Below are 24,268 nucleotides of genomic sequence, written 5' to 3'. Positions count from 1 at the left end.
GGCTGGAGGAGCTGCGGAAGAAGTACCACGACGTACCGGACTATTCCTGCCTGATCCATTACAGGAGATACCGCACAATTCACAGCTGCCGCCTTGGAAGTTTTTTCGCGGCAAAAATATTTGAAAAATTGGAAAATTTCTCTGGACAACCGGAGGAAAATCGGATATAATAAAAACAGTAATCATTTTCATTTTTATCTTTCAGGAGGAAACTATCATGGCAGTGAAAAAAACCGCAAAGGCTCAGGAAGCGTTGGTAGGTGAGGGAAGAGATTTTGAGCGGATCCGCCGGATCACCGGATACCTGGTTGGCACCATGGACCGCTGGAACAACGCCAAGCGTGCCGAAGAAAAGGACCGGGTAAAGCATACTATGGCCAAATGATTGCGGCGAAAAAGCGCCGCAATCATCCAGAAGAAGCTTCTGAACAAAAGAAAGGCAAAGCCTTTCTTCTCGCAGCGGTTCTCTTTTCCCTTCGGGAAAAGCACCGAGCTTCTTCCCAAGTGGGAAAATGAAGGCAATGCCTTCGCATTGCAATCATCCTGGAAAAGGAAAGCAGCGTAAAAGCGCCGGGATCATTTCCCCACGATAAGAAAAGAATTATTTCAGAAAGCCCTGGATCGCAATGCGATTGGGGCTTTTTTGAAAATAGGGGAAAATAATATGCATATTTTGTTGGTGAATGATGATGGGATCGAAGCGCCGGGGCTGCGGGTACTGGCACAGGCTTTGGGGGAAACGCACCGGATCACGGTGTGCGCTCCCGATGGGAACCGCAGTGCCGTAGGGCATGGCATTACCCTGCACGAGCCGCTTCTGGTGGGAGAACGGCAGGTTCCCGGCGCGGAAAGGGCCTATGGGATCTCCGGTACTCCGGCGGACTGTGTTCGGCTGGGGCTGGGCGCTTTACTCGGGGAGCCTGTGGACCTGGTGATCTCCGGCCCCAATATCGGGCTGAACGTGGGAATGGACCTGCACTATTCCGGCACGGTGTCCGCCGCGCTGGAGGCCGCCATGCAGGGGGTAAAGGCCCTTGCGCTGTCTGCCCCGCCCATGGCGGAGCCCCGGGAGGTGGTGGAGATCTTTCTGCGCATTCTGGAACAGCTGGATCCTCAGGCGGATATTTCCCATGCCTTAAATATCAATCTCCCCGCCCTGCCCCTAGCGGAGCTGAAAGGCGTAAAATGGGTGCCCCAGGGCCTCTTTTTCCCCTGGGAGGATACTTACGAGCAGCTGGATTCCTCCGGGCAGGAATTTCAGTATCATGTGAAAGGCGTGGAGGCAGCCGTTTCAGCGGACTGCGCTACAGACGTATCAGCCGTGATAAACGGCTGGGCGGCCATCACCCCCATCACCTTCCGGTTTACGGAAGCGGGGGAGCTGCCGCAAAAGAAATTTGTTTTATAAAGGACGGGAAAAACCATGAAGCTGAAGGTTTCCGGGATCGTAAAGGAATCGATCGTAGACGGAAAGGGGATCCGGTATACGGTGTTTACCCAGGGCTGTCCCCACCATTGCCCGGGGTGTCATAATCCTCAAACTCACCCCTTTGAGGGCGGCACGGAAATGGAAATTTCCGAAATTTTTGAAGATTTTCAAAAAAACCCCCTGCTGAAGGGGATCACTTTAAGCGGAGGAGAGCCCTTCTGCCAGCCAGCCCCGCTGGCGGAGCTGGCCCGGCTGGTGCACGGCGCGGGAAAGGACGTAACGGTGTTTACCGGCTATACCTACGAGCAGCTTCTGGAAAAGCAGGATCCGGAAATCGACGCGCTGCTGGGAGAAACCGATGTGCTCATCGACGGGCCCTTCCTGGAGGACCAGAAAAACCTGGAGCTGGTATTCCGGGGCAGCGAGAACCAGCGGCTTATCGACTTGAACGCCACCCGCCGGGAGGGCAGGGTAATGCTGTTGGAGCTGTAAGCGGCGAGCCGCCGCTGGCACTCGTGAAGCAGCTTGGTGCAGAAGGGTGATTCCTAACCCGACCGGAAGGAAACTGATAAATGAAGTTTAGTGACAAACCGCTGCTGGCACTCGAAAACTGGACAAAAGAGGAAGTAGGAAAGCTATAGCTTTCTTACTTCCTTTTTTCAGCCAATTTATGGTATGCTGCCAAAAGGCGTTTCTGGCCCGACCGGGGGCAAGTCACTAAATTATAGTTTAACACGCAGTTCCCACCTGTCATTCTGAGGAACGAAGAATCTCGTCCTTCATTTCCTGAATAGAAGGGAAAAGGTCGAGATTCTTCACTTCGTTCAGAATGACAGGAGGAAAATAAGCGAATCACTATTGGTCGGGTCAGAAACCGATTTCCCGCACCAAACAGCTTCACGAGTGGGTGCAGCGGTACGCTGCAAATTCCAATTTAGCGAACTAAGTTCTTGCCCTTAAATTGCTCATTTCTCATTGCTAATTTTTTATTGCCCTTTCCAAAGGCGTGTTACATTTTTGCCCTCTTCTGCGTCTAAATATATAGAAAACAGATGTAAAGGCGAAAAGGAGAAAAAGCGGATATCTTACAAAAATCATAAAATGTGTGAAACACTGTGACAAAATCAGATTTGTGTGATAAAATATTAACCATGGTTGAGCCGCACGAGGAAGGCGGCCGGCAAATTAAGGTTTCGTTGAGAAGCAGGGAAGGTAAGAGGAAAAATGAAGTTGTTATCCCGTTTGGGCTATGTGGGCAGGGTTTTAAGCGGCGTTCGGTTGGAGGAGCTGAATAAATCTCTGGAAAAGGCAAAGGAGCGGTCGGGAAAAAGCAAGGTCCGGCTGTTTTGTGATATGCTGTGGTGCTCCGCGCGGTATGGCGCGGGGTATCACGACTATGTGATGTTCGGCTTTTACGATATGGACGGCAAGCACCGGGATACCTATGTGACCAGGCTGAGGAACAAAAGGCTGATCACCATGGTCAACGACCCGGAAACCGCGGAGATCTTTGATCATAAGGTAAAATTCAACCCCAGGTTCCGGGAATACCTGGGCAGAGACTTTCTGGTGGTGGAGGATATGACGCTGGAGCAGTTCAAGGCGTTTCTCAGCGATAAGGAAAAGGTATTCTGTAAGCCGGATGTGGGCGAAAGCGGAAAGGGGATCGCACGGCTGGCAAAGGCCGATTTTGAAAGCGAGGAAGCCATGTTCCGCTATATCAAAGAGGGCGGCTTCGGGGTGATCGGCGAAATGCTGGTTCAGCACGACGCCATGAAGAAGCTGTACCCCCACTCCGTGAACACCCTGCGGATCGTGACCCTGCTTACCGGCACGCCAGAGCACTGGACGCCTCAGCTGATCTATGCTGTGGTGAAGATCGGCGCGGGCGGAAAATACGTGGATAATCTGGAAAACGGCGGAATGTTCTGCCCCATTGATTACGAAACCGGGAAGATCACCGGCGTTGGCCATACCTCGGCGCTGACTACCCTGACCCACCACCCGGAAACTGGCGTAGAGCTGATGGGCTATCAGATCCCCTATGTCAAGGAAGCCATCGCGCTGTGCAAAAAAGCGGCGCTGGAAGAGCCTGGCATGCGTTTTGTGGGCTGGGACTGCGCCATCACCCCCAACGGGCCCGCCATTATCGAGGGGAACGATTACCCCGGCTACGATTTCTGGCAGCAGCCGGAGCACACCCCGGACAGGATCGGCCTGTGGCATGTGTACAAAGAGCTGATCCCGGGGCTGAAATGATTTTTGCCGGATACCGGAAAGGAACGAAAAAGGAAAATAGTCTTTACATTGGAAGAGCTTTGTGATAGAGTATAAAAAACGGAGTCTGAAAGGGACCGGAGGAGAGTACGATGGGATATCAGTTGAAAAGCCAGCTTGCCAGGTGAGAAGCTCTGTACGATCGCTGCCGATGAGGCGTTGTACAGGGCATAGCAGGGTTCGCGTTTTTTAGTCATCGGGAAATTTGCGGAAGCGAAGGCGCTGTCCGCTTGTTTCCTTGTGTCTTTTCGGTGCGGAGGGCTATGGCCTTCCGCTTTTTTGTTTTTTGCAGGAAGCGGAGTGATCTGCTTTCTGCTTTTTTATTTAGAGCTTATCCCGAAATAAGAGGCGCGCAGATAGCGCCGTCAGATTTTCAGCCAGACAAGGCGTTTTTTCGCAGGCGAGCTGTCGCCCGGCAAGGAAAACTAACGATGTATGGTTGAAAATATGCAAGCAAGATGTGTGCCGATTATTTTGGGAGAGGCTCTTACTCTGGAGAGGATTGATTTTTATGAGCTATTTGGAAATAGAGGGGCTTTCCCACTCCTTTGGGGATACAGTGCTGTTTCGAAACGCCGAAATGGTGCTGAACCGGGGAGAACACATTGGGATCGTCGGGCAAAACGGCGTGGGGAAAAGCACCCTGATCAAATTTTGCACCGGGCAGCTGATCCCGGATCAGGGAACGGTGCTTTGGCAGCCGGGCGTTTCTATCGGATATCTGGACCAATACGCAGAGGCGGATGAAGGCTTCGCCATGGGAGAATTTTTGCGCTCGGCCTTTGAGCCGCTTTTCCTTCTGGAGCGGGAAATGGAAGTCTGTTACCGCAAGGTGGGAAACGGAGACATGGAAGCGCTTTCCCGGGCGGCGGAGCTGCAGGACCAGCTGGAAGCGGCGGGATTTTATGAGCTCGACACCCGAATCAGCCGGGTGATCTTCGGCCTGGGACTGGACGCCATAGGCCGGGAACGCCCGTTGGGGAAAATGAGCGGCGGACAGCGGGCAAAGGTGATTTTGGCAAAGCTGCTGCTGGAACAGCCGGAGGTTCTTTTGCTGGACGAGCCCACGAATTTCCTGGATAAGGAGCAGATCGCCTGGCTGGGAGAGTATTTGGCGCAGCTGCCGAACGCCTTTTTGCTGGTGACCCATGACCACGAATTTCTGGAAAAAACGGCGACCGCCATCTGCGACCTCAGCGAAGGAAAAATCACGAAATACCGGGGTGCCTATTCGGAATTCCTGAAAAAACGGGAGGCGCTGCGGGAGGACTATCTGCGCCGGTATACGGCGCAGCAGCGGGAGATCAAGCGGACAGAGGAATTTATCCGCCGGAACCTTGCGGGGCAGCGCACCAAAATGGCCCAGGGAAGAAGAAAGCAGCTGGAACGTCTGGAGAGGCTGGAGGCCCCTGACCTTGCGGAGATCAGGCCCGTCTTCCGGTTTTCCGCCCTTGCGGTGACGGAGGCGGAGCAGCTTCAGGTAAAGCGGCTGAGGGTGGGCTATGATTTCCCTCTGCTGCCCCCACTGAGCTTTTGCGTTCGGGGCGGGGAAAAGGTAGTGATCTCCGGTTTCAACGGGATCGGAAAATCCACCCTGTTGAAAACGCTGCTGGGGGAGCTTCCCGGACTGGGCGGCGGATTTGCCTTTTCACCCCGCACCACTCTGGGCTATTTCGCCCAGGAGCTTTTTTGGGAGGACCCGGAGCTCACACCCCTGAAGGTCCTTTCCGCTGCCTATCCCGTTCTTTCCCAAAAGGAGTTGCGGCAAAGACTGGCCCGCGGCGGCATCTCCAGCAAACACGCCCAGCAGCCCCTGGGAACACTCAGCGGCGGTGAGCAGGGAAAGGTGAAGCTCTGCCTGCTTATGGAAAAGCCCTGCAATTTTCTCATGCTGGACGAGCCCACGAACCACTTGGACCAAAACGCCAAGGAGGCCCTGGGGCAGGCGATCCGGGAATTCCCCGGCACAGTGCTGCTGGTTTCCCACGAGGAAGCCTTTTACCGGGAATGGGCGGATCAGGTGATCAAAATAGGGAGGTAAGAGTTTAGATGCTGGACGGCAAATGCGATGAGCAATTAGCAATGAAGGGAAAGAGTGGCAGTAAATTATAAGTTTAGCACACAGCCCTTGGATCCCCTGAAAGGGGAGCTGTCAGCCGATAGGCTGACTGAGGGATCTTGCCGGGAAGGTTGGTAAAACGCAGGTTCTATATGGGTTTTCACTAAGCTGGAACCCCTCCGTCACGGCTTCGCCGTGCCACGCAGACTGCGGAGCAGTCTGTTTCCCCTATTCAGGGGTGAGCGCGTCCCGGTGGGGGGAAGGTCTCCAGTGGAGACCGCCCTGCCCCGTTCTCATCTGTCGCTTCGGTTGCTGTGCCCCGGTGGGGCACGTCCAGCAATGTCTGAGCCGACAGGCGAGAAAGGCAAGAAGTTGCTGCTATTGGTTAGTTGCTAAATTCCAATGTAGTAAATTATGCTCACTGCCATTCTAAAAGAAAAAAGCCTGCCCTTTTGCTTGCTCAGGATAACCATTGAAAACTTTGTCCTTAATAATTCCTCATTATATGAGCTTTTTTCTCTCTTGCCGAATCTGCTGCCGCAGGGTTATAATATCCGCAAAGAGCGTGCGGAGGCTGGGTAGCTGCTCGACCTTGCGCGTAAACTGAATATGGAATAGTAAAGAGCCCCATGAAAATATCTTTTTTATCGTGGGATACGCGCTCTAAACAGAGTGTTTTTTGTAGTGATCAATACAGACCATTACAGGCTTGTGTATCACAAGCCTGTTTGAAGCTTCCGGCGCTCTCTTTTTTGTGCAGGAAAAGAGAGGCGGTAAACAGCCTAAAGAAGTATGATGATCACTGAAAAGAAGTGAAGGAAATGGGATGGATCGAAAAACTAAATAAAACGATTTCTTATATGGAGGAGCATCTTGCGAAGAAATAAGCTATGACGAGCTTGCGCGCATCGCGTGCTGCTCCACGTACCACTTTCAAAGAATGTTTGTCTATATAGCAGGGATCCCGCTTTCCGAATATATCCGCCGGAGGCGCATGTCTTTGGCGGCTGTTGATCTGCAAACCGGAACTGAAAAAATTATCGATATCGGTATGAAATACGGGTATTCTTCCCCAACGGCATTTAACAGGGCCTTTCAAAGCGTGCATGGCATAGCGCCTTCCCTGGCGAAAAAAGGGGGAGCACCCATGAAATCCTTTCCCCCCATCAGCTTCAAAATAACCATAAAAGGAGTAGAGGAATTGAATTATCGAATAGAGGAAAAAACAGCCTTTCGTATTGTGAGGAGTATCTCATCCACTGGATAAGGAATATAGAAAACAATTTCTCAGCCGTACCGCAAATGTGGCAAAACGCGGCTGTAAACGGCACATTTGAAAAAATCACACCGCTTATGAACGACCAGCCTATGGGCGTTTTAAGCGTAAGCGTTTGCAATGACAAAGAGGAATGGCGCTATTTCATTGCGGTAGCTTCCACCGCCGATATTGACGATTCCTTAGAGGAATATGTTGTTCCCGCCTGTACATGGGCTATTTTTAAGGCAACACCGCACAAAGGCCTCAAGCCGGTCTTTGTGCGGTATTGCCTTAATGGAAGCGGTACCGGCATATCCATTCAGGAACTGGAACAGCGCATTGTAACAGAATGGCTCCCCACCTCCGGCTTTGAATTTGATAACGCCCCCGATATCGAAGTCTATCTAAATCCAGATCCAAACAATATGCAATATGAAGTTTGGGTGCCAATCAGAAAAGTATAGGCAATGCCACCTAAGGCGAGAGCCGCAAATTGTGCGGCAGCCTATAGCTTCACTTGACAGAGCAGAGATAGTCCAATGGCGGCTTTGCATGATCAAAGCCGCCATTTTTCTTTCTTTAATAATAATGTGTTTTTTTAAGCATGCTCTGGCTTTTTACGCCGTTCCGGCCAAAATGATCTTCCCTAGCTGTTCTCTGGTGGGAAGCCCTTCGTTGTCGCTTTGATGGGAGATCTGGATCGCGCCCATCACATTGCCCCGGAAGACGGCTTCCTCCAGGCTTTCCCCCTCCGCCAGGGCGCTGATGACCCCGGCGGCAAAGCCGTCTCCCGCGCCGACGGTATCCACCAGCTTTCTGACGGGAAAGGCGGGGGAAATCCCGGCGCGGCCGCCCTGCTCCGAGAAATAGGCGCCGTCCTTTCCGAGCTTTACAACGACGTTTTTCACACCCCGGCCGTGATAAAAGGCCGCAATGCCTTCCGGCGAGCTTTCTCCGGTCAGAAGCTTTCCCTCGCCGATGCCGGGCAGCACGGTTTCTGCGTCCTCCGCCAGAGAATTTAAGGCGGCGATCATTTTCTTTTCACTTTCCCAGAGCTGGGGGCGCAGGTTGGGGTCAAAGGAGATCGGCAGCTCCAGGGCCCTTGCCCTTGCGATCAAGCGCTTGACAGAGGCCAGGGCGCTTTCCGACACGGCGGGGAAGATCCCCGTTACGTGCAGGCGCTCGCAGCCGAAAAGATCCAGCCTGTCGATTTCGTGAGGGGTGATCCGGGAGGCTGCCGAGCCTTTCCGGTAATAGGCGATCTCCGGGTCTCCCTGCTGGGTAAAGCTTTTGAGCATCAGCCCGGTAGCCTCTCCCTCCGCCTGGGTGACAAGATCGGTGGAGATGCCGTTTTCCCGCAGTCCCTGAAGGATCCTTTCCCCCAAGGGATCAAACCCCAGCCGGGTACAGTAGGCGGGCTGGTGCCCCAGCCGGGCCAGCCCCACCGCCACATTGTATTCCGCCCCGGCGATAGAGGCGGAAAAGGTGTTCACCTCGCTGAGCGCTCCGGGCTCCTTGGCCATAAACAGCCCCATGGGCTCCCCCAATAAAACGATTTTCATGATGCTTCTCCTTTTCTGAAGCCAGCCCCAATGGAAACCCCGGGGGTTCAGCTTACACAGTTGTCTTGATGATGGAGCATGTGCCGGAAACCGTAAGCCTTCCTGTGCCCGCCGGAACAAAAATACTTTCCCCGGCCGTTGCTTCCACGGTATTTTCCGGGCCCGAGAGCTTTGCCTGGCCCTTCAGCACGATGAGGGACACAAAGGATTCCTTCGTTACTTCCAGCTCCATTTCCCCGGAAATATCCAGCTTTTCCGTGGTGAAATATTTGCAGGAGGCCAGCTTTTTTACGGTCCCGCCGGGAACCTGCTCCGATTTTCCCTGCTTATCCGCCGTATCAGAGGGGGTAAAGCGGGAAACTGCCAGGGCCTTTTCCACATGGAGCTCCCGGGGCTTTCCGTCCGCACCCCGGCGGTCGTAATCATACACCCGGTAGGTGCAGTTGGAATTCTGCTGGATCTCACAGATCAGGATCCCGGCCCCGATGGCGTGAATGGTGCCGGATTCGATAAAGAACACGTCTCCGGGGTGCACGTCTACCCGGTTCAGCACCTCCAGCACCGTATTGTTTTCAATGCGCCGCCGGAATTCTTCTTTTGTGATCTCCCGGTTCACACCGAAATACAGAAATGCGCCGGGCTCACAGTCCATCACATACCACATTTCCGTTTTTCCGTATTCCCCCTCCACTTTCAGGGCGTACTCATCGCTGGGGTGCACCTGGATCGACAGGGGATCCTTGGCGTCAATAAATTTGATCAGTACGGGAAAAAACTCAAATTTCTCACAATTTGTGCCGCACACCGCCCGGCCCTCGCCTACGGAATTCAAGTATTCCCCAAGAGTCATGCCGTCAAACCGCCCGCCTGTGATCTTGCTTTCTCCGGCGGAATGAGTGGAAAGCTCCCAGCTTTCCGCAACCTTGTCAAAATCGCAGGGCTTCCCGTACACGTCCCGCAGCTTCGTGCCGCCCCACAGGTAATCCTTAAAAGCGGGAGTCAGCTTTTCGATTTTCATAAATGATCTCCTCCTGTAATTTAGATGCGGCGAGCCGCTGACCTTCTGCCTGTCATTCTGAGCCGCCAGAGGCGGTGAAGAATCTCGCCCTTGTCCTTTTGTGGGGGATTAAAGGACGAGATTCTTCGTCACTTCGTTCCTCAGAATGACAATAGTGATAGCGGAATCAAGGCGCTAAACTATATGCAAGCAACACTTGTACCCTTGCCCTTCATTGCTAATTACTCATTATTCATTGTGATTGCGCTGCTGCGCAGCGCCGCCGGCCAGCATCTAAATCCCGTCACCCTACGATTGCCCTTAAAACAGCGGCGGCGGCGTTTCCGGCGCTTTCGATACCGCCGGAGCCCTCCTCCACCAGCACGGAAAAGGCATAGGGGTATTCCTCGGAATCGCAGAAACCAATGATCCAGCAATTGGGGGCTTTGTCATTGCCTACCTCGCCGGTTCCGGTTTTGGCGCAGACCTGCAGGCCCTCCGGGAACATCCAATCTCCGTAATAATTTTCCACATTGCTTCTCAGAAGCGTTTTCAGCTGGGAGGCCGTAGAGGAGGACATCAACCGCCTGTCTTCCTTTCCGAAGCCGCCGAACAGATCCAGCTCTGTGGTAAGCCGGGGCTCCGCGTATTCGCCACCTCCGGCCACAGCGCCCATCAGCGCCATCATGTGGTAGGGGTTTACCAGAAGCGTATACTGCCCTACGCCGGCCCAGCCCAGTTGGTTCGCGTTGCAGCCGGAAAGATCAATAGAGCTTTCGGAAATGGGGAGATCGCCGAAGGAAAGCTCCCGGTTAAAGCCCATTTCCTCCGCCTTTCTTTGCAAAGCTTCTTTCCCGATCTCCTGGGAAAGCTGGGCAAAATACACATTACAGGAATTTCCCAGGGCGGTAAACAGATCCTGAGTGCCGTGGGCGTCGTTGTGCAGGCAGGTGATATCGTCCCCATCGATCTCCAAAGAGCCCTCGCAGCCATAGGTTTTTTCGCTCCAGGAATCCGGCCATTTTTCCATAGCCGCGGCGGCGGTGACAAGCTTAAAAATACTGCCGGGGGTAAAGGAGCCGGACAGGGTGTTATCCAGATACACGCCACGATAGGCGTCGTTGGTCTCCACGTCCTCCGGCACGTTTTCCGGGTCTATGGTGGGGGTGCTGACCTTGCACAGAATATCCCCGGTTTTGTAATTATACACAAGGATCCCGCCGTTATGCCCTTCCAGCGCGTGATAGGCCGCCGTGCAGACCTCCTGATCCACCGTCAGGTTGATATTGCTGCCCATGCGGTTAAACACGGTATCGTTGAGCCCGGTGATCACATTGTAGCCGGAAAGCTTGTCGCTCATGGTGTGCTGTACGCCGGTGCTGATGTAGCCGTAGGTATCGCCCACCGTGTGAAACAGGGCCCGGCGCACGTCCTCTGAATCGCTGTATACCCGCCGGCCTTCTTCTGTGGAGGCCAGTAAATTTCCATTTTTATCCTTGATATCCCCCAGCCTTACGGTGGAGCTTTCCGCATAGATATGCCCGTTATAGGGCTGCATGGCCCACTCGTTTCCGTGCAGGAAAAGAGTTACCACAAAATATCCCAGCCCGCCCAAAAAGGCGAACAGCAGGAGATAGAGCACAACGGAGCGCATTCCCACAGTTTTCATGAGTAGATATCCTCCATTTCCCGCACGCCTCTGCCGGAGGGAGCGGCTCTGCCCCCTCTGGGAGAAGGCGGCGCAGCTTTGCTTTTCCCGCCGCCGTGGCGTGAGGCCCGCCGGGCGGCATAGGTGCGCTCGTCAGAGGCTTTCAAAAACGCCATCATTGCCCACACGGACATCATGCTGGAGCCGCCGGCGCTGATAAAGGGCAGAGTCACACCGGTAAAGGGCAGAACGTCCACAGGGCCAAATACGTTCAAGCAGGTTTGAAACAGCAGCATACCTGCCGCCGCGCAGGAGGCAATGGAAAAAAAGGTGGAGCGGCTGCGGGTCACATCGCTTCTGGCGTACAGGACAAACAGCGCCATGGCAAAAAGCACCACCAGGCCCAGCAACAGACCTTGTTCCTCACAGAGCAGGCCGAACACCAGGTCACTTTCCGCCATAGGCACCGTGGGCATACAGCCCTGGCCCAGCCCCACGCCGAACAGCCCGCCGCTGGCGATATAGGTAAGAGTGTGGGTCTGCTGAAAGCCCATGCCGTAAATATCGTCCCAGGCATGGCCCCAAAGGGAAAACCGGGCGATCACATGGGATTTGAATTTCAGCACCAGCAGCACGCCCAAGGCGGCTCCGGCCAGCACCAAGGCAATGGTGCGCACGCTGCCGGAACGCATGAAGGCGATGATCAAAAAGCCCGCGAAAAACACCAGAGCGGAGCCGTAATCTCCCATCAGCGCGAGACAGCCCACACAGGCCCCGGTAAAGATCAGAAATTCCGTGATGTTCTTTTTGGTTTGCAGTCTGTCCAGGGTGGAGGTGCCCACAAAGATAAAGGCAATTTTGATCAGCTCCGAGGGCTGGAAGCTCAACGGGCCGATGATGATCCAGTTTTTTGCGCCGCCGATCTCTCTGCCGATAGCAAGGTTCAGGGCAAACAACAGAAGCGCTCCAATGCCAATGGCCAGGCGGTATTTCGCCACCCGCTCCATATCGCCCATAAACCAAAGCAGGAAGCAAAACAAAAAAATGCCGATCAGCATGGCGGCCAGCTGGGTTTTTACCCCCTGCAGGTCATAGGCCGAAAGCAGCAGAATTCCAATACCCGAAAGCAGGTACGCCGCCGTTTCGATCTCGAAGCTCACATGGTGCCGAAAGCCCATGAAAAAAACGTAAAGGCCCCAGCCCGTCAGCAGCACCAGCAGAAAGGGGACCAGCTGCTCCGGCGCGAAACCGCCGTTGGCGAAGCAGCTTTGGGCCGCCATGAGAAAATGCACCAGAGAGGCCGTGAACATCAGCTTCAGGGGGGAAGCGGCGTTTTTGGAAAAGCCTACAAAGCTCCGCCGCTTCTTTTCCGGCTGCTTGTCCGAATTCCAAAGGGAAAGGGTCGTGGAGCCCATGGTGAGCTTGTCCCCGATGTTTACCAGCTTTTTGCCGTCCACCTTTTTGCCGTTGACAAATACGCCGGATTTGGAGCCGGTATCGCAAATAAACCAGCCCTCGTCCCGGCGCATCAGCACTGCATGGTCCCGGGACGCCGTGGCGTCCGGCAAATACACGTCGCAGCTTTTACTGCGCCCAATGGAATTTTCCCAGTACAGCACCGGAAACCGGGTGCCGGAGGCCTCGTCCCACAGGGTAATGACCGGGTCCCGCTTTCGCTGGCCCTTCCGGAAGGAGGTATAGCACCGCCACACCACATACAGCGCCAAAAACGGCACGATGATCCGCACCACCAGAAGCACCACCGGCAGCACGCCGGACTGTAAAAACTCTGTGATCATTTCCAAAAATCTCACCTCCCGAATTCCCGGTTTCTTTTTTCATTCATTTCCCTGTCTCATTTCTCCTATGAGATCTAGTACCACGGGACGATGTGGCATCGTCCCCCTACAGTTAGATTTGATCAGGCTGACAAATTGGAATAGGCGGTTAACTACACGTTCTCCTCTTGTCATTCTGAGCAAAAGCAAAGCAAGCTTTGCTGCCGTGAAGAATCTCGTCCTTTGCCCCTTTTCCGGGAATTAAGGGCGAGATTCTTCGTCTGCGGCTCAGAATGACAAGAGGGTAGTTAGTTCATTAATTTTCAATTTATCGAACTCTGTCCTTGACCTTATAATTGCTCATTCCTCATTTCTGATTTTCACAAGCTCTCCCCGCTTGAAAATATACCCTGCGGGGATAAAGCCGCGGGCCATAGAGAGGGGGTAAATTCTGGAGCCCTTGCCCACTACCGTGCCGGGGTTTAAGACGCTGTTGCAACCCACCTCTACATGGTCGCCCAGCATGGCGCCAAATTTCTTCAGGCCGGTTTCCAGCCTTTCCTCTCCCGCGCGGACGGTCACAGGGGTTTTATCCTGCTTCACATTGGAGGTCACCGCTCCGGCGCCCATGTGGGAATAGTAGCCCAGAATGGAATCGCCCACATAATTGTAATGGGGCACCTGTACATGGTCGAACAGGATCACGTTTTTCAGCTCGGTGGAATTTCCCACCACGCAGCCCGTCCCCACCAGGGCCTTTCCCCGGAGAAACGCGCCGGGACGCACCTCTGTTCCGGGGCCGATGATGCAGGGCCCGGCAATATAATTGTTGGGGTAAATTTTCGCGGTTTTGTGGATCCACACGTCTTCTCCCCGTTTCTCATACTCCTCCGGGGACAGCGTTTTTCCCAGCTCCAGAATAAACTCTCCGATCCCGGAAAGAGCCTCCCAGGGGTATTCCGTTTTTTCCAGCAGGGGCCTGGCCGCCGTGTGGCTCAGATCGTACAGCTCTGCCGTGCGGGAAACACAGATCTCCTTTGCCATAAAAACAAACTCCTTTCAAGCTTCAGTGAAAGCCGCGCCCTAGATACTAGATGCTAGATGATAGAGACACCGCTTTTCCAAAAGTATGCTATGGAATTCAATGGTCCCCCGCAAAGAAGAAAGAACAAGGTCGGAGAACTTCCATTGCTAACTACTAATTGCTAATTACTAATTACTAAATAGGCTTTCTTATCGTGTAAACCGCAGCACCGTTTGGTCGATCTTTTCGATCTGGTTTAAGTCCAGCTGCAATTCTCCTTTTTCCGTTTGCCGGATATCCAAAGCAATGGTGCGCATTTCCGGGTCATAGGAAATGTTTGCCAGCTCTTGCTTGCAGAAATCCAGCACTTTATTGAGAAACAACTCGTTGGCGTCTACCTTCTCCCCGCCGGACTCCTCCTGATCTGGCTCCGGAAGGGAAGAAGTCTCTTCTTCCTCATCAGAATCCCCGTAACTGTCGTCTTCCGTATCGGTATTTCCCGTTCCGGGAAGAACTGAGGGCTTGGCGGTATTGGCGGCGGTAGCCTCCTGCTGGGCAGCTGTTTTCAATTTTTCAATATCGGCCTGCCGCCCTTCAAAATTGGTGATGGAAGCGATCTCCACCTCCAAATAATACCCGGTGTCTGTTTTCCGCTCGTCCTTCACCATGTATTTTGTCAGGGCAAAAGCCTGCTTCATCACCTTTTGCAGCTCCTGAAGCTGTGCCTCCGAAGGGGAAAGCTCATAGGTGTTGCAAAAATTGACCACAGCATTTTCCACCGTTGTGGTATTGTTTGCCCTGGCCTTTTCCTCCGTGATCTTCGCAAGCTCCATCAGATCTTCATTGGAATCGTGATAGCTGCTGTCCAGCAGGGCCTGAATATAGGCGGAAACATCGTAATCGGCAAAGCCGGGCACGGGGATGGTACAGCCGGCAAGGCTTACCGCGAGAGAAGCCGCCAAAAACAGGCTGAGCCAGGCTTTCAGCATTTTTTTCATGAAAATTCTCACTTTCCGCCTCAGGCAGTTTTTACCGTTCCATGAAAAACAAAAAGATGCATGGCTTTGGGCTTATTCGTCCCGCCCGCAGCACTTCTTATACTTCAGGCCGCTGCCGCAGGGACAGGGATCGTTGCGGCCCGGTTTTTTCTGCTTGTGAACGGGCTGCTTTTTCACGGTATCGTCTCCGCCGGTACCGGCGCTGGTCTCCTTTGCCACCTGCTCCCTCTTGGGAGCCTCCTGCTGGCGCAGCCGAACCGTAAGCACCATTTTTGCTGTGTTTTCCCGAATGGCGTCAATCATGGCGTCAAACATATCGGAGCCCTCCACCCGGTATTCCACCACCGGATCCTGCTGGGCATAGGCCCGCAGGCGAATGCCGTCCTGCAGCTGCTCCATGGCGTCGATGTGATCCATCCACTCCTGATCCACGTTCCGCAGCAGCACCACGCGTTCCACCTCGCGCATGACAGAGGGGGTGAACTCCTGCTCCCTGCTCTCGTACAAAGCGGCAGCCTTTTCCTGCAATTCTCTTGTGACGAATTCCGGCTCCAGATCCTCCAGCTCCGCCTTGGTAAACCGCAGGTCATTTTCTTCCAGCAGCCAGCCTGCGTAATGCTCCCTGAGGCCGTTCAAGTCCCAGTCCTCATGGGGCGTATCGGCGGGCAGGAAGGTCCTTACCGTGGTTTCGATGGCCCCTTCGATCATTTTGGAAATGGATTCCTTCATGTTTTCGCCGTCCAGCACCTGATCTCGCTGGCTGTAGATCTTGGCGCGCTGCAGATTCATCACATCGTCATACTGCAGCACGTTTTTCCGAATGGCGAAGTTCCGGCTTTCCACCTTGCGCTGGGCGCTTTCGATGGAATTGGATACCAGCCCCGCCTCGATGGGGATATCGTCTTCAATGCGCAGGCGATCCATCATGTTGGAGATCCGCTCTCCGCCGAACAGGCGCATCAGATCGTCCTCCAGGGAAATATAGAACCGGCTCTTGCCCGGGTCTCCCTGACGGCCCGCGCGGCCCCGCAGCTGGTTATCGATCCGGCGGGACTCGTGGCGCTCTGTGCCGATGATATACAGGCCCCCCAGCTCCTTGACCTCTTGAGCCTCCGGGGCGATCTCCTCTTTATATTTCTGATTCAGCTGGGCAAAGGTGCGCCGGGCGTTTAAAATTTCCTCGTCTTCTGTGCTGCTGTAGGCGGTGGCCTCCACTAGCTGTTCCTCGGGAAAGCCCATTTTACGCATTTCCGCTTTTGCCATAAACTCGGCATTGCCGCCCAGCAGAATATCCGTGCCGCGGCCCGCCATGTTGGTAGCAATAGTCACAGCGCCCTTCCTGCCCGCCTGGGCCACGATCTGGGCTTCCTTCTCGTGGTACTTGGCGTTCAGTACCTCATGCTTGATTCCCCGCTGCTTCAACATTTTGCTGAGCTGCTCGGATTTTTCAATGGTGATGGTACCCACCAGCACGGGCTGGCCCTTGGCGTGGTGTTCGGCAATATCGTCGATCACGGCGTGGAATTTGGCCTGCTCGTTTTTGTAGACCACATCGGCGCAGTCCTCCCGGATCATGGGGCGGTTGGTGGGGATCTCCACCACGTCCAGCCGGTAGATCTCCGAGAATTCCTCCTCTTCGGTCATGGCTGTGCCCGTCATGCCGGAAAGCTTTTCGTACAGGCGGAAATAGTTCTGGAAGGTGATGGTGGCCAGGGTCTTGCTTTCCCGGGCGACCTCCACCCCTTCCTTGGCTTCAATGGCCTGGTGAAGGCCCTCGTTATAGCGCCGGCCATACATCAGGCGCCCGGTGAATTCGTCTACGATGATGACCTCGCCGTCCTTCACCACATAGTCCTGATCCCGGTGCATGATGCCCCAGGCGCGAATGGCCTGGTTTACATGGTGTTGGATCCGAATGTTGTCCGGGTCGGTCAGGTTTTCCAGCTGGAAATACTCCTCCGCCTTTTTCACGCCCCGGCGGGTGAGAGAACAGGTTTTCAGCTTTTCATTGACGATGTAATCATAGTCCTTATACAGCTCGTCGTTGTCCTCTTTTTCATCGGTCTCCTTGACCTTGATAAACCGCAGGCCCCTGGCAAAGGTATTGGCCCTGGCGTAAAGATCGTCCGCCTTGTCTCCCTGCCCGGAAATGATCAGGGGGGTCCTGGCCTCGTCGATCAAAATGGAGTCCACCTCGTCCACAATGGCGTAATGGTGGCCTCGCTGCACCTTGTTTTCCTGATAGATCACCATGTTGTCCCGAAGGTAATCAAAGCCCATTTCGTTGTTGGTGCCATAGGTGATATCGCAGGCGTAAGCCGCCTTCTTTTCCTCAGAGGTCATGCCGTTCATGGCAAGGCCCACGGTGAGCCCCATGAAATTGAAAACGCGGGCCATCATTTCCCCCTGGTATTTGGCCAGGTATTCGTTGACCGTTACCACATGAACGCCTTTTCCCGTAAGGGCGTTCAGGTAGGCGGGCAGGGCCAGGGTAAAGGTTTTACCTTCGCCGGTTTTCATTTCGGCAATGCGGCCCTGATGCAGGATCACACCGCCCTGCACCTGCACGGGGAACAGCCGGATCGAAAGCACCCTTGCCATGGCCTCCCGGCAGGCGGCAAAGGCCTCGGGCAGAATATCGTCCAAGCTTTCACCCTGCTCCAGGCGGTTCTTCAAAATCCCCGTCTGGCTTTTCAGGGCCTCCTCACTCATGGCCTTGTATTCTTCTTCCATGCCAAGGACCCGATCCACCAGGGGCTGGATCCGCTTCAGCTCTCTCTTGCTGTAGTTTCCGAACAGCCTCGCTAAAATATTATTTGCCATAGGTAAATTACCATGCCCTTCCATGATACCGATAAGTACCCATATTATGAAAAGTAGTATACCACATCTGGTACACAGATTGCAAGAAAAGCCATAGTTTGTTTACAAAAAGCTTTTGAAGGAAATATAAGGCAATACACCCCTTGTATTTGCTCCTGAAACCCGCTATACTGGCTTTTAGAAACGCCAAAGCGGCGATCGGAGGCCTTTTATGAAATTCGCCATGTCCTACAGCTGCGGGAAAGACAGTACCCTGGCCCTGCACAAAATGATAGAGCAGGGTCACGAGCCCATGTGCCTGGTAGTGATGGTAAATGAAGCCGCCGGGCGCTCTTATTTTCATGGGGCGGACCCGGTCATGCTAAAACGCTATGAAAAAGCGCTGAGTCTCCCTATGATATCCTGCCCCGCGAAAGGCGAAACCTACCAGGCGGCCTTTGAGGCCGGGCTGGCAAGAGCAAGATCCATGGGAGCAGAGGCCGTCTGCTTCGGCGATATCGATATCCAGCAGAACCGGCAGTGGGAAGAGGACCGCTGCAAAGCGGCCGGGCTGACCCCGTGCTTTCCTTATGTGGCAGCAGGAAAGGGAGAAGATCGTTCAAGAGCTGCTTCAGCTTGGCTACAAATGTCTGATCAAAACCATCAACCGGTCGATCCTGCCAATGGAGCTTTTGGGAACGGTTCTCGATGAATCAGCTGTTTCCGTAATGAAAGCGAAGGGGATCGATGTCTGCGGAGAAAACGGCGAATATCACACCCTTGCGGTGGACGGGCCTGCTTTTCAGGAGCCCCTGCTTTTTCATGTCGGCGGAAAGATCCTATTGGGAGATTACGCCGTATCGGAGATAACAGCTTTCTGACTCCGGCCCGGAAGCTGCCGGAACCGCAAAGCTCTCCCCAAAAAACTTCTTGACGGAGGAAAAAGCCTATGCTATAATAACTAGGCTATAGAAGCGGGCCAAAGCGTTTGCTTCCTTTCATCATGCGGGTGTAGTTCAGTGGTAGAACTCCAGCCTTCCAAGCTGGTCGTGTGGGTTCGATTCCCATCACCCGCTCCAATTTTTCCATAAGCTTGACAGGAATCGAACCCCAAGGGGGTCTTCTCGTGAAGAAAATGTGCCTGCGGCACATTTTTAGAGAAGAGCGGTGAGTCCGGTACCACAAGCCACAAGCTTGGGGTGGACGAGCCAGCAGCGGCGCAAGCCGCTGGTCGATTCCCATCACCCGCTCCAATTTTTCCATAAGCTTGACAGGAATCGAACCCCAAGGGGGGTCTTCTCGTGAAGAAAATGTGCCTGCGGCACATTTTTAGAGAAGAGCGGTGAGTCCGGTACCACAAGCCACAAGCTTGGGGTGGACGAGCCAGCAGCGGCGTAAGCCGCTGGTCGATTCCCATCACCCGCTCCAATTTTTCCTATTGATTCGGAAAGCCTTTGGCTTTCCGCAGGCGGTTTTGACCGCCTAAAAATTTGCCGGAATCACCGTGCTTACGGTTTTCCCTGTTTTGCGGGCCGGGAAACAGCCCCTCACATACGCGCCAATAGCTCAGCTGGATAGAGCAACTGCCTTCTAAGCAGTAGGCCAGGGGTTCGAGTCCCTTTTGGCGCGCCAATATGGTGGATGTAGCTTAGTTGGTTAAAGCGCCAGATTGTGGCTCTGGAGACCGTGGGTTCGAGTCCCATCTTCCACCCCACCTAAAAGATGCGGAGTTTAATTTTAGCGATTAGGCTCCGTATCTCCTATATTGGGCTGTCGCCAAGCGGTAAGGCAACGGACTTTGACTCCGTCACCCGTGGGTTCGAATCCCGCCAGCCCAGCCATATCAGACCTATCCGAACATTGTCTTTGTTATTCCGGGACGAGTATTGCTGGGTATGGTCATTAAAAAATGAAGAAACCGGGGAGATCAATTCTCCCCGGTTTCTTCTATCAATGCCACGGTGCTTTTTTCAAAGAGCTTTCTTTATACATACTCAGGCGCAGCGCGCCCTTCTGCGCGGTAGATGGCGGAAAAGCGCTGATATACGCCCACACCTTTTCCTGCTTTCCTTTCCTGGAATATTTTCCAATATCCCGCGGGAACTTACAGTATGTATATGTACTTATTGTCTGTATCATGGGGTAAAAACCCTCGCCTTAAGGCGAACCCTTTAGGTCAATCGAAGAAGCTTTAAGTTTAGTAGAGGAAAAGAAGATACTAAACTTGAGGTGAAAAAGATGGAAAATTACCAAAAATCGTCACATTTCACATACGACATAAAATACCATATTGTATGGATTACAAAGTATAGAGAATAGCGAAGAACCCAATAAAAATACATATTCTACATTGGAACCACAGGCATTCGCCCTGCTGGTTTTTTTATTGTTTTGGCCGTACAGTCGCATTTGGAATGCTTTACCTATCAACCTGTGGTTGTGCATTTTTGATTTTTCCCCGGAAAAGGATAGCGTTGTAGGGGGAGATTTCGTATGCTACAATGCAGGAAAACAGGAACGGAGGAATAAAAAATGTTTTGTCAGGCTGATTTTGGGGTAAGGATCAAGGAGCTTCGGCGGGTAAAGGGGCTGTCTCAAAGAGAGGCGGCGCTGCAGATGGGGGTTTCGGAGCAGGCGATCTCCAAATGGGAAAGCGGGGCGTGCCTGCCGGACGTGTACCATTTGAAGCTGCTGGGAAAGGTTCTGGGGGTTTCGGTGGACTGCCTGCTGGATGTGGAGCGGGAGCAGCCGGAGAAGGTGCTGGAAACCTTTCAGGCAGGCGGGGCCGTTTTTGAGCTGGTGGAAAAGCCGGAGACGATTTTAGCAGGGAAGCTGCTGTACGCAAAGGATTTTGGATCGATCCAGGAATTTGATTCCGCCATCGAGGCGTTTTCGGAGGAAGAGAAGCAGGCCGTATACGGGCGGCTTGCGGGCAGTGTGCTTCCGGTGCGGGATATTCAGCTAAGCGTCAATTTCTGGCTGGCGAAAAAAACTCGCGGGTTTGGGTTCATGCGGGAGGTCACGTCAGTGCAGCAGCCGGGGGGAGTGGACGTTTATCAAATGCCGGCTTCCCTGTTTTTAAGAGCCTATACGGATTGGCCCGCCGCGCAGCTGCTTTCCAAGGAGCGCTGTGAAACCTGGGAGCTTTTTGCCTATTTCAGAGAGTACTTTATGCCGGCCCACGGCTTTGAAATGGCCGAAAACGGGGCCCAGGAGCTGGAGGTGTTTGACACCTCCCTGCATGATACCGGTTACGCGTATGTGCCGGTGGTCAGGAAAAGGGTATGAGGAACGGCCAAGCCCCATGGAACGAGGATAGTTTGGGGCTGCTGCAAAATACAGCCGCGGTGTGAAACCAAGGCAATAGAAAATGAGCAGTTTGGAATGAGAGCGATGAAGGGCCAAGGGCAAAGCTGGTTTAATTGGAATTTGGGCACCCGTGAAGCTGTTTAGTACGGGAAACCGGTTTCTGACCCGACCATTACCAGAGCGGTAAACTGGAATTTAGCAGCAAGCCGCTTTCTTTCCTTTTGTCATTACTGAACAAAAAGCAAGGAAACCTTGCTTTCTCGGTGAAGAATCTGCCCTTTGCCCTTTTTCCGGAATTAAGGACCAGATTCTTCGTCACTTCGTTCCTCAGAATGACAGTTGGGAACTGTGTGATAAACTATAATTTATTGCTCTACCTTTTTTTCTATTGCTGCCGGATAACCGGGCAACGCTCGGTTATTTGCGCCGCCACCGTCCAGTATCTAGTATCTAGAATCTAAAATCTAAAATCTAGCAGGGCCCGCCGCAGTTTTTTCTTCTGCAGCGGGCTTTTTTTGCATGGACAGCTCTGGAGCAGATAGTTGTCCGTTTTGTCCCAATTGTCCGAAATGTTTTTTTATACTGAGAATAGAGACAGTAGGCCGCCGGGGAAACGGGCGGCTGGCCGTCTCTGAAAACACGCTTTTGCCGGGACAGCAAAAAGCTTTGCTTTGTCAAACGGCGGAGAAAAGCGTTTGAAAAGGGGGTGAAGGCATGGCAGGACCGACAGAGAAAAGGAGATGGCGCTCTCAACGGGCGCTGCGGGAAGCGATAGACGGCTATTTCAGAAGCTGCGGGGAAAAGGATGATTTTCCTTCCTTAGTGGGGCTTTCCCTCGCGCTGGGGTTTTCCGGCAGGCAGGCCCTTTCCGGTTATCTGGAAGGAGGCGGCGAAGAGGAGGAGGGCTTTCTTTCCCTTGTGACGCAGGCCAAAAGCAGGATCGAAGAGGCGAATTTGCAGGCGGTATACGACAAGGAAACCTCCGCCGGGGCCAGGCTTGTGCTGCAAAGCTGCTTTGGCTATGGAGAAAAGGAGAAGGGAAGTCCCGTCCAGGAGGAGATCCGGGTAACGCTGACAGAGCCCGGAGGCTGACAGCCAGATCACATGCCGCTTCGGAAGGTCCTGCCGGAAAGGCGCCATGGAGGTAAGTATTTCCAAGGAGGTATTTAACCCCTGCTTTCTGCCGCTGCTGGAGGACGACCGCCACCGGTATCTGGTATTGTACGGCGGGGCAGGGTCCGGAAAATCAGTTTTTGCGGTACAGCGGTATCTTTGGCGGCTGCTGAAACAGCCCATGTGCAATTTGCTGGTGGTGAGAGCGGTGTGGGCGACCCACCGGGACAGCACCTATGCGCTGTTTCGACAGGTCATTTCCCTTTGGGGGCTGGAAGGCCTGTTCCATTGCCAGGATTCCGCCCTGCGGATCCAGTGCAAAAACGGAAACAGCGTCATCTTCAAGGGGCTGGATAACGTGGAAAAGCTGAAGTCCACTACCTTTCCCAAGGGTGAGCTGACGGATATCTGGGTGGAAGAGGCCTCGGAGATCGAGGAATCCGCCTTTGACCAGCTGGACGTGCGGCTGCGGGGCGGCGGCACAAAAAAGCAGATCACCCTGACCTTTAACCCCATCTCCTCATTGCACTGGCTGAAAAAGAGATTTTTCGACCGGGAGGAGCCCCGGGCAGCGGTACTGAAAACCACCTATCGGGACAACAGATTTATTGACGAGGATTACAAGCTGACGCTGGAAGGGTACCGGGAAACGGACCCTTATTTTTACGCGGTCTACTGCCTGGGAGAGTGGGGTGTACTGGGAAAAACGGTGTTCCACGCCCAAAAGGTGGCGCAGCGGCTGGCCGATGTGGGGAAGCCCCTGCGGCAGGGCGAGTTTCTATTTGAGACCCGGTACAGCCAGGAGGCCGATGAGGTGCTGATCGACGACAGCTCCATTCGTTTTGCGGATTCCGATACGGGGGCAATTTCCGTATACCGGGAGCCGGAGCAGGGAGGGATCTACGTGGTCGGCGGAGACACGGCGGGGGAAGGCTCCGATTTCTTTGTGGGCCAGGTGATCGATTGCGTGACGGGAGAGCAGGTCTGCACCCTGCGGGGAAAAATGGACGAGGATCTTTACGCCAAGCAGATGTACTGCTTGGGAAAATGGTACCATACGGCGCTGCTTTCCATCGAGGCGAATTTTTCCAGCTACCCCATCAGGGCTCTGGAGCGCCTGCGGTACAAGAACATGTTTGTCCGGCAGACGGAGGACAGCTTTACCCACAGGATTCGGCAGAGCTACGGCTTTAAGACCACCTCGATCACAAGGCCGGTGATCCTGGCGGGGCTGGTGGAGATCGTGCGGGAACACCCGGAATGGGTAAACGACAAAGAGACGCTGGGCGAAATGCTCACCTTTGTGAGAAACGAAAAGGGAAGGCCTGAGGCACAGAGCGGGGCCCACGACGACTGCGTGATGGCGCTGGCCATTGCCTATTACAGCAGGGAGCAGCAAAGCGGCGGCTCGAAGCAAAAGCGGACAGAGTGGACGCGGGATATGTGGGAGGATTACGATCGGGCGAGCCCGGAGGAAAGGGCGCTGCTGCGGCGGCGCTGGGGCTCGCCCAAAGCATAGGAAGATTCCATCAAAAATGATTGCAAGATTTGCTTTTCCGGCAAAGCTGGCTTCGCGTTGCAATCATTGTGCGAGAAAAATCACAGAGGAAAGGAGGAAAAGAAATGGCAGAGAAGGGATATGCGGGAAAGGTGAAGAACACCGGTTCCCAGTATGTACAGGCGCCCTTTGCGCAGAGCAAAAAGTCCCGCGGCACGGTAAAGCGCGGGGAAGATCTGCGTGACAGCGTGGAAAAGGCAAAGGGCGGAAAGTAAGCGGACAGGCTTTTGAGGCACAGGCGGCCCTGTAAAAGAGCCGCGCGCAGATTCCTTATGAATCTTGGAAAAGCGGAAAAATCAAAATGCTTGCAATGTCTTCGCATTGCAAGCAAAAACACTTGCAATGTCTTCGCATTGCAAGCAAAAACACTTGCAATGTCTTCGCATTGCAAGCAAAAACACTTGCAATGTCTTCGCATTGCAAGCAAAAACACTTGCAATGTCTTCGCATTGCAAG

Annotated in this window: 17 protein-coding genes, 4 tRNA genes and 2 pseudogenes; 16 read left to right on the top strand and 7 right to left on the bottom strand. The window is 53.7% G+C overall.

The window, feature by feature from the left end:
* Positions 1 to 262 precede the first annotated feature (262 nt).
* From nrdD to U8T64_RS13255, 6 genes and pseudogenes are all read left to right on the top strand, one after another.
* Positions 263 to 385: pseudogene (gene nrdD, locus U8T64_RS13280) on the top strand (anaerobic ribonucleoside-triphosphate reductase); the annotation flags it as partial.
* A 279-nt stretch (positions 386 to 664) separates the two neighbouring features.
* The gene (gene surE / locus U8T64_RS13275) at positions 665 to 1,408 is read left to right on the top strand and encodes a 5'/3'-nucleotidase SurE (protein WP_322184228.1); all 744 of its coding nucleotides are present in this window, start codon (positions 665 to 667) and stop codon (positions 1,406 to 1,408) included.
* Between the two features lie 15 nt (positions 1,409 to 1,423).
* Positions 1,424 to 1,921, top strand: a complete 498-nt coding sequence (gene nrdG, locus U8T64_RS13270) for an anaerobic ribonucleoside-triphosphate reductase activating protein (RefSeq protein WP_322184226.1) — start codon at positions 1,424 to 1,426, stop codon at positions 1,919 to 1,921.
* 732 nt (positions 1,922 to 2,653) lie between these two features.
* On the top strand, positions 2,654 to 3,688 hold the full coding sequence (locus U8T64_RS13265) for a sugar-transfer associated ATP-grasp domain-containing protein (RefSeq protein ID WP_322184224.1): 1,035 nt from the start codon (positions 2,654 to 2,656) through the stop codon (positions 3,686 to 3,688).
* Positions 3,689 to 4,217: 529 nt separating this feature from the next.
* Complete coding sequence (locus U8T64_RS13260; protein ID WP_322184222.1) at positions 4,218 to 5,747, top strand: ABC-F family ATP-binding cassette domain-containing protein; 1,530 nt, start codon at positions 4,218 to 4,220, stop codon at positions 5,745 to 5,747.
* Between the two features lie 839 nt (positions 5,748 to 6,586).
* Positions 6,587 to 7,487: pseudogene (locus U8T64_RS13255) on the top strand (AraC family transcriptional regulator).
* Between the two features lie 153 nt (positions 7,488 to 7,640).
* On the opposite strand, the gene U8T64_RS13250 reads toward U8T64_RS13255, so the two are convergent.
* The 7 genes from U8T64_RS13250 to secA all read right to left on the bottom strand — a co-directional run bounded on the left by U8T64_RS13250 (position 7,641) and on the right by secA (position 17,853).
* Positions 7,641 to 8,585: a sugar kinase gene (locus U8T64_RS13250; protein ID WP_322184220.1), complete on the bottom strand. Its 945-nt coding sequence runs from the start codon at positions 8,583 to 8,585 to the stop codon at positions 7,641 to 7,643.
* A gap of 52 nt (positions 8,586 to 8,637) precedes the next feature.
* A complete protein-coding gene (locus U8T64_RS13245; protein ID WP_322184218.1) occupies positions 8,638 to 9,603 on the bottom strand; it encodes a type I phosphomannose isomerase catalytic subunit in 966 nt (321 codons plus the stop codon).
* A 283-nt stretch (positions 9,604 to 9,886) separates the two neighbouring features.
* Positions 9,887 to 11,251, bottom strand: a complete 1,365-nt coding sequence (locus U8T64_RS13240; protein ID WP_322184216.1) for a penicillin-binding transpeptidase domain-containing protein — start codon at positions 11,249 to 11,251, stop codon at positions 9,887 to 9,889.
* Complete coding sequence (locus U8T64_RS13235; protein WP_322184330.1) at positions 11,248 to 13,029, bottom strand: FtsW/RodA/SpoVE family cell cycle protein; 1,782 nt, start codon at positions 13,027 to 13,029, stop codon at positions 11,248 to 11,250. Before U8T64_RS13235 ends, U8T64_RS13240 begins: the two co-directional genes overlap by 4 nt.
* Positions 13,030 to 13,368: 339 nt before the next feature.
* Positions 13,369 to 14,052 (bottom strand): acyltransferase, encoded by a 684-nt coding sequence (locus tag U8T64_RS13230; protein ID WP_322184215.1) that lies wholly within the window; start codon positions 14,050 to 14,052, stop codon positions 13,369 to 13,371.
* Between the two features lie 189 nt (positions 14,053 to 14,241).
* Positions 14,242 to 15,030: a hypothetical protein gene (locus U8T64_RS13225; RefSeq protein WP_322184213.1), complete on the bottom strand. Its 789-nt coding sequence runs from the start codon at positions 15,028 to 15,030 to the stop codon at positions 14,242 to 14,244.
* Between the two features lie 72 nt (positions 15,031 to 15,102).
* Entirely contained in the window at positions 15,103 to 17,853 is a 2,751-nt protein-coding gene (gene secA, locus U8T64_RS13220; RefSeq protein ID WP_322184212.1) for a preprotein translocase subunit SecA, read from the bottom strand.
* Positions 17,854 to 18,064: 211 nt separating this feature from the next.
* Between secA and U8T64_RS13215 the strand changes: the two genes are divergently transcribed.
* From U8T64_RS13215 to U8T64_RS13170, 10 genes are all read left to right on the top strand, one after another.
* Positions 18,065 to 18,544 (top strand): Dph6-related ATP pyrophosphatase, encoded by a 480-nt coding sequence (locus tag U8T64_RS13215; RefSeq protein ID WP_322184210.1) that lies wholly within the window; start codon positions 18,065 to 18,067, stop codon positions 18,542 to 18,544.
* Complete coding sequence (locus U8T64_RS13210; RefSeq protein WP_322184328.1) at positions 18,447 to 18,713, top strand: Dph6-related ATP pyrophosphatase; 267 nt, start codon at positions 18,447 to 18,449, stop codon at positions 18,711 to 18,713. The genes U8T64_RS13215 and U8T64_RS13210 overlap by 98 nt, the downstream gene beginning before the upstream one ends.
* A gap of 124 nt (positions 18,714 to 18,837) precedes the next feature.
* Positions 18,838 to 18,911: transfer RNA gene (locus U8T64_RS13205), tRNA-Gly, on the top strand.
* A 476-nt stretch (positions 18,912 to 19,387) separates the two neighbouring features.
* Positions 19,388 to 19,464, top strand: a tRNA-Arg gene (locus U8T64_RS13200).
* Positions 19,465 to 19,469: 5 nt separating this feature from the next.
* Positions 19,470 to 19,546, top strand: a tRNA-His gene (locus U8T64_RS13195).
* 52 nt (positions 19,547 to 19,598) lie between these two features.
* Positions 19,599 to 19,673, top strand: a tRNA-Gln gene (locus U8T64_RS13190).
* A 691-nt stretch (positions 19,674 to 20,364) separates the two neighbouring features.
* Positions 20,365 to 21,120: a helix-turn-helix domain-containing protein gene (locus U8T64_RS13185; protein ID WP_322184208.1), complete on the top strand. Its 756-nt coding sequence runs from the start codon at positions 20,365 to 20,367 to the stop codon at positions 21,118 to 21,120.
* Positions 21,121 to 21,855: 735 nt separating this feature from the next.
* Positions 21,856 to 22,233, top strand: a complete 378-nt coding sequence (locus tag U8T64_RS13180; protein WP_322184207.1) for a terminase small subunit — start codon at positions 21,856 to 21,858, stop codon at positions 22,231 to 22,233.
* A 46-nt stretch (positions 22,234 to 22,279) separates the two neighbouring features.
* Positions 22,280 to 23,773 (top strand): PBSX family phage terminase large subunit, encoded by a 1,494-nt coding sequence (locus tag U8T64_RS13175; protein ID WP_322184205.1) that lies wholly within the window; start codon positions 22,280 to 22,282, stop codon positions 23,771 to 23,773.
* A gap of 104 nt (positions 23,774 to 23,877) precedes the next feature.
* Positions 23,878 to 24,027 (top strand): hypothetical protein, encoded by a 150-nt coding sequence (locus U8T64_RS13170; RefSeq protein WP_322184203.1) that lies wholly within the window; start codon positions 23,878 to 23,880, stop codon positions 24,025 to 24,027.
* The last annotated feature ends 241 nt before the right edge of the window (positions 24,028 to 24,268 follow it).

Source organism: Neglectibacter caecimuris, from assembly GCF_034335015.1.
In the GTDB taxonomy this organism is placed as follows: Bacteria; Bacillota; Clostridia; order Oscillospirales; family Acutalibacteraceae; genus Acutalibacter; species Acutalibacter caecimuris_A.
Note: the sequence above shows the minus strand (reverse complement) of the source record. Positions and strands in the feature narration are given on the sequence as shown.

Excerpts from the sequence above, each read along its gene's own strand:
- surE (WP_322184228.1), top strand. The coding sequence starts at position 665 with ATGCATATTTTGTTGGTGAATGATGATGGGATCGAAGCGCCGGGGCTG.
- nrdG (WP_322184226.1), top strand. The coding sequence starts at position 1,424 with ATGAAGCTGAAGGTTTCCGGGATCGTAAAGGAATCGATCGTAGACGGA.
- U8T64_RS13265 (WP_322184224.1), top strand. The coding sequence starts at position 2,654 with ATGAAGTTGTTATCCCGTTTGGGCTATGTGGGCAGGGTTTTAAGCGGC.
- U8T64_RS13260 (WP_322184222.1), top strand. The coding sequence starts at position 4,218 with ATGAGCTATTTGGAAATAGAGGGGCTTTCCCACTCCTTTGGGGATACA.
- U8T64_RS13250 (WP_322184220.1), bottom strand. The coding sequence starts at position 8,585 with ATGAAAATCGTTTTATTGGGGGAGCCCATGGGGCTGTTTATGGCCAAG.
- U8T64_RS13245 (WP_322184218.1), bottom strand. The coding sequence starts at position 9,603 with ATGAAAATCGAAAAGCTGACTCCCGCTTTTAAGGATTACCTGTGGGGC.
- U8T64_RS13240 (WP_322184216.1), bottom strand. The coding sequence starts at position 11,251 with ATGAAAACTGTGGGAATGCGCTCCGTTGTGCTCTATCTCCTGCTGTTC.
- U8T64_RS13235 (WP_322184330.1), bottom strand. The coding sequence starts at position 13,029 with ATGATCACAGAGTTTTTACAGTCCGGCGTGCTGCCGGTGGTGCTTCTG.
- U8T64_RS13230 (WP_322184215.1), bottom strand. The coding sequence starts at position 14,052 with ATGGCAAAGGAGATCTGTGTTTCCCGCACGGCAGAGCTGTACGATCTG.
- U8T64_RS13225 (WP_322184213.1), bottom strand. The coding sequence starts at position 15,030 with ATGAAAAAAATGCTGAAAGCCTGGCTCAGCCTGTTTTTGGCGGCTTCT.
- secA (WP_322184212.1), bottom strand. The coding sequence starts at position 17,853 with ATGGCAAATAATATTTTAGCGAGGCTGTTCGGAAACTACAGCAAGAGA.
- U8T64_RS13215 (WP_322184210.1), top strand. The coding sequence starts at position 18,065 with ATGAAATTCGCCATGTCCTACAGCTGCGGGAAAGACAGTACCCTGGCC.
- U8T64_RS13185 (WP_322184208.1), top strand. The coding sequence starts at position 20,365 with ATGTTTTGTCAGGCTGATTTTGGGGTAAGGATCAAGGAGCTTCGGCGG.
- U8T64_RS13180 (WP_322184207.1), top strand. The coding sequence starts at position 21,856 with ATGGCAGGACCGACAGAGAAAAGGAGATGGCGCTCTCAACGGGCGCTG.
- U8T64_RS13175 (WP_322184205.1), top strand. The coding sequence starts at position 22,280 with ATGGAGGTAAGTATTTCCAAGGAGGTATTTAACCCCTGCTTTCTGCCG.
- U8T64_RS13170 (WP_322184203.1), top strand. The coding sequence starts at position 23,878 with ATGGCAGAGAAGGGATATGCGGGAAAGGTGAAGAACACCGGTTCCCAG.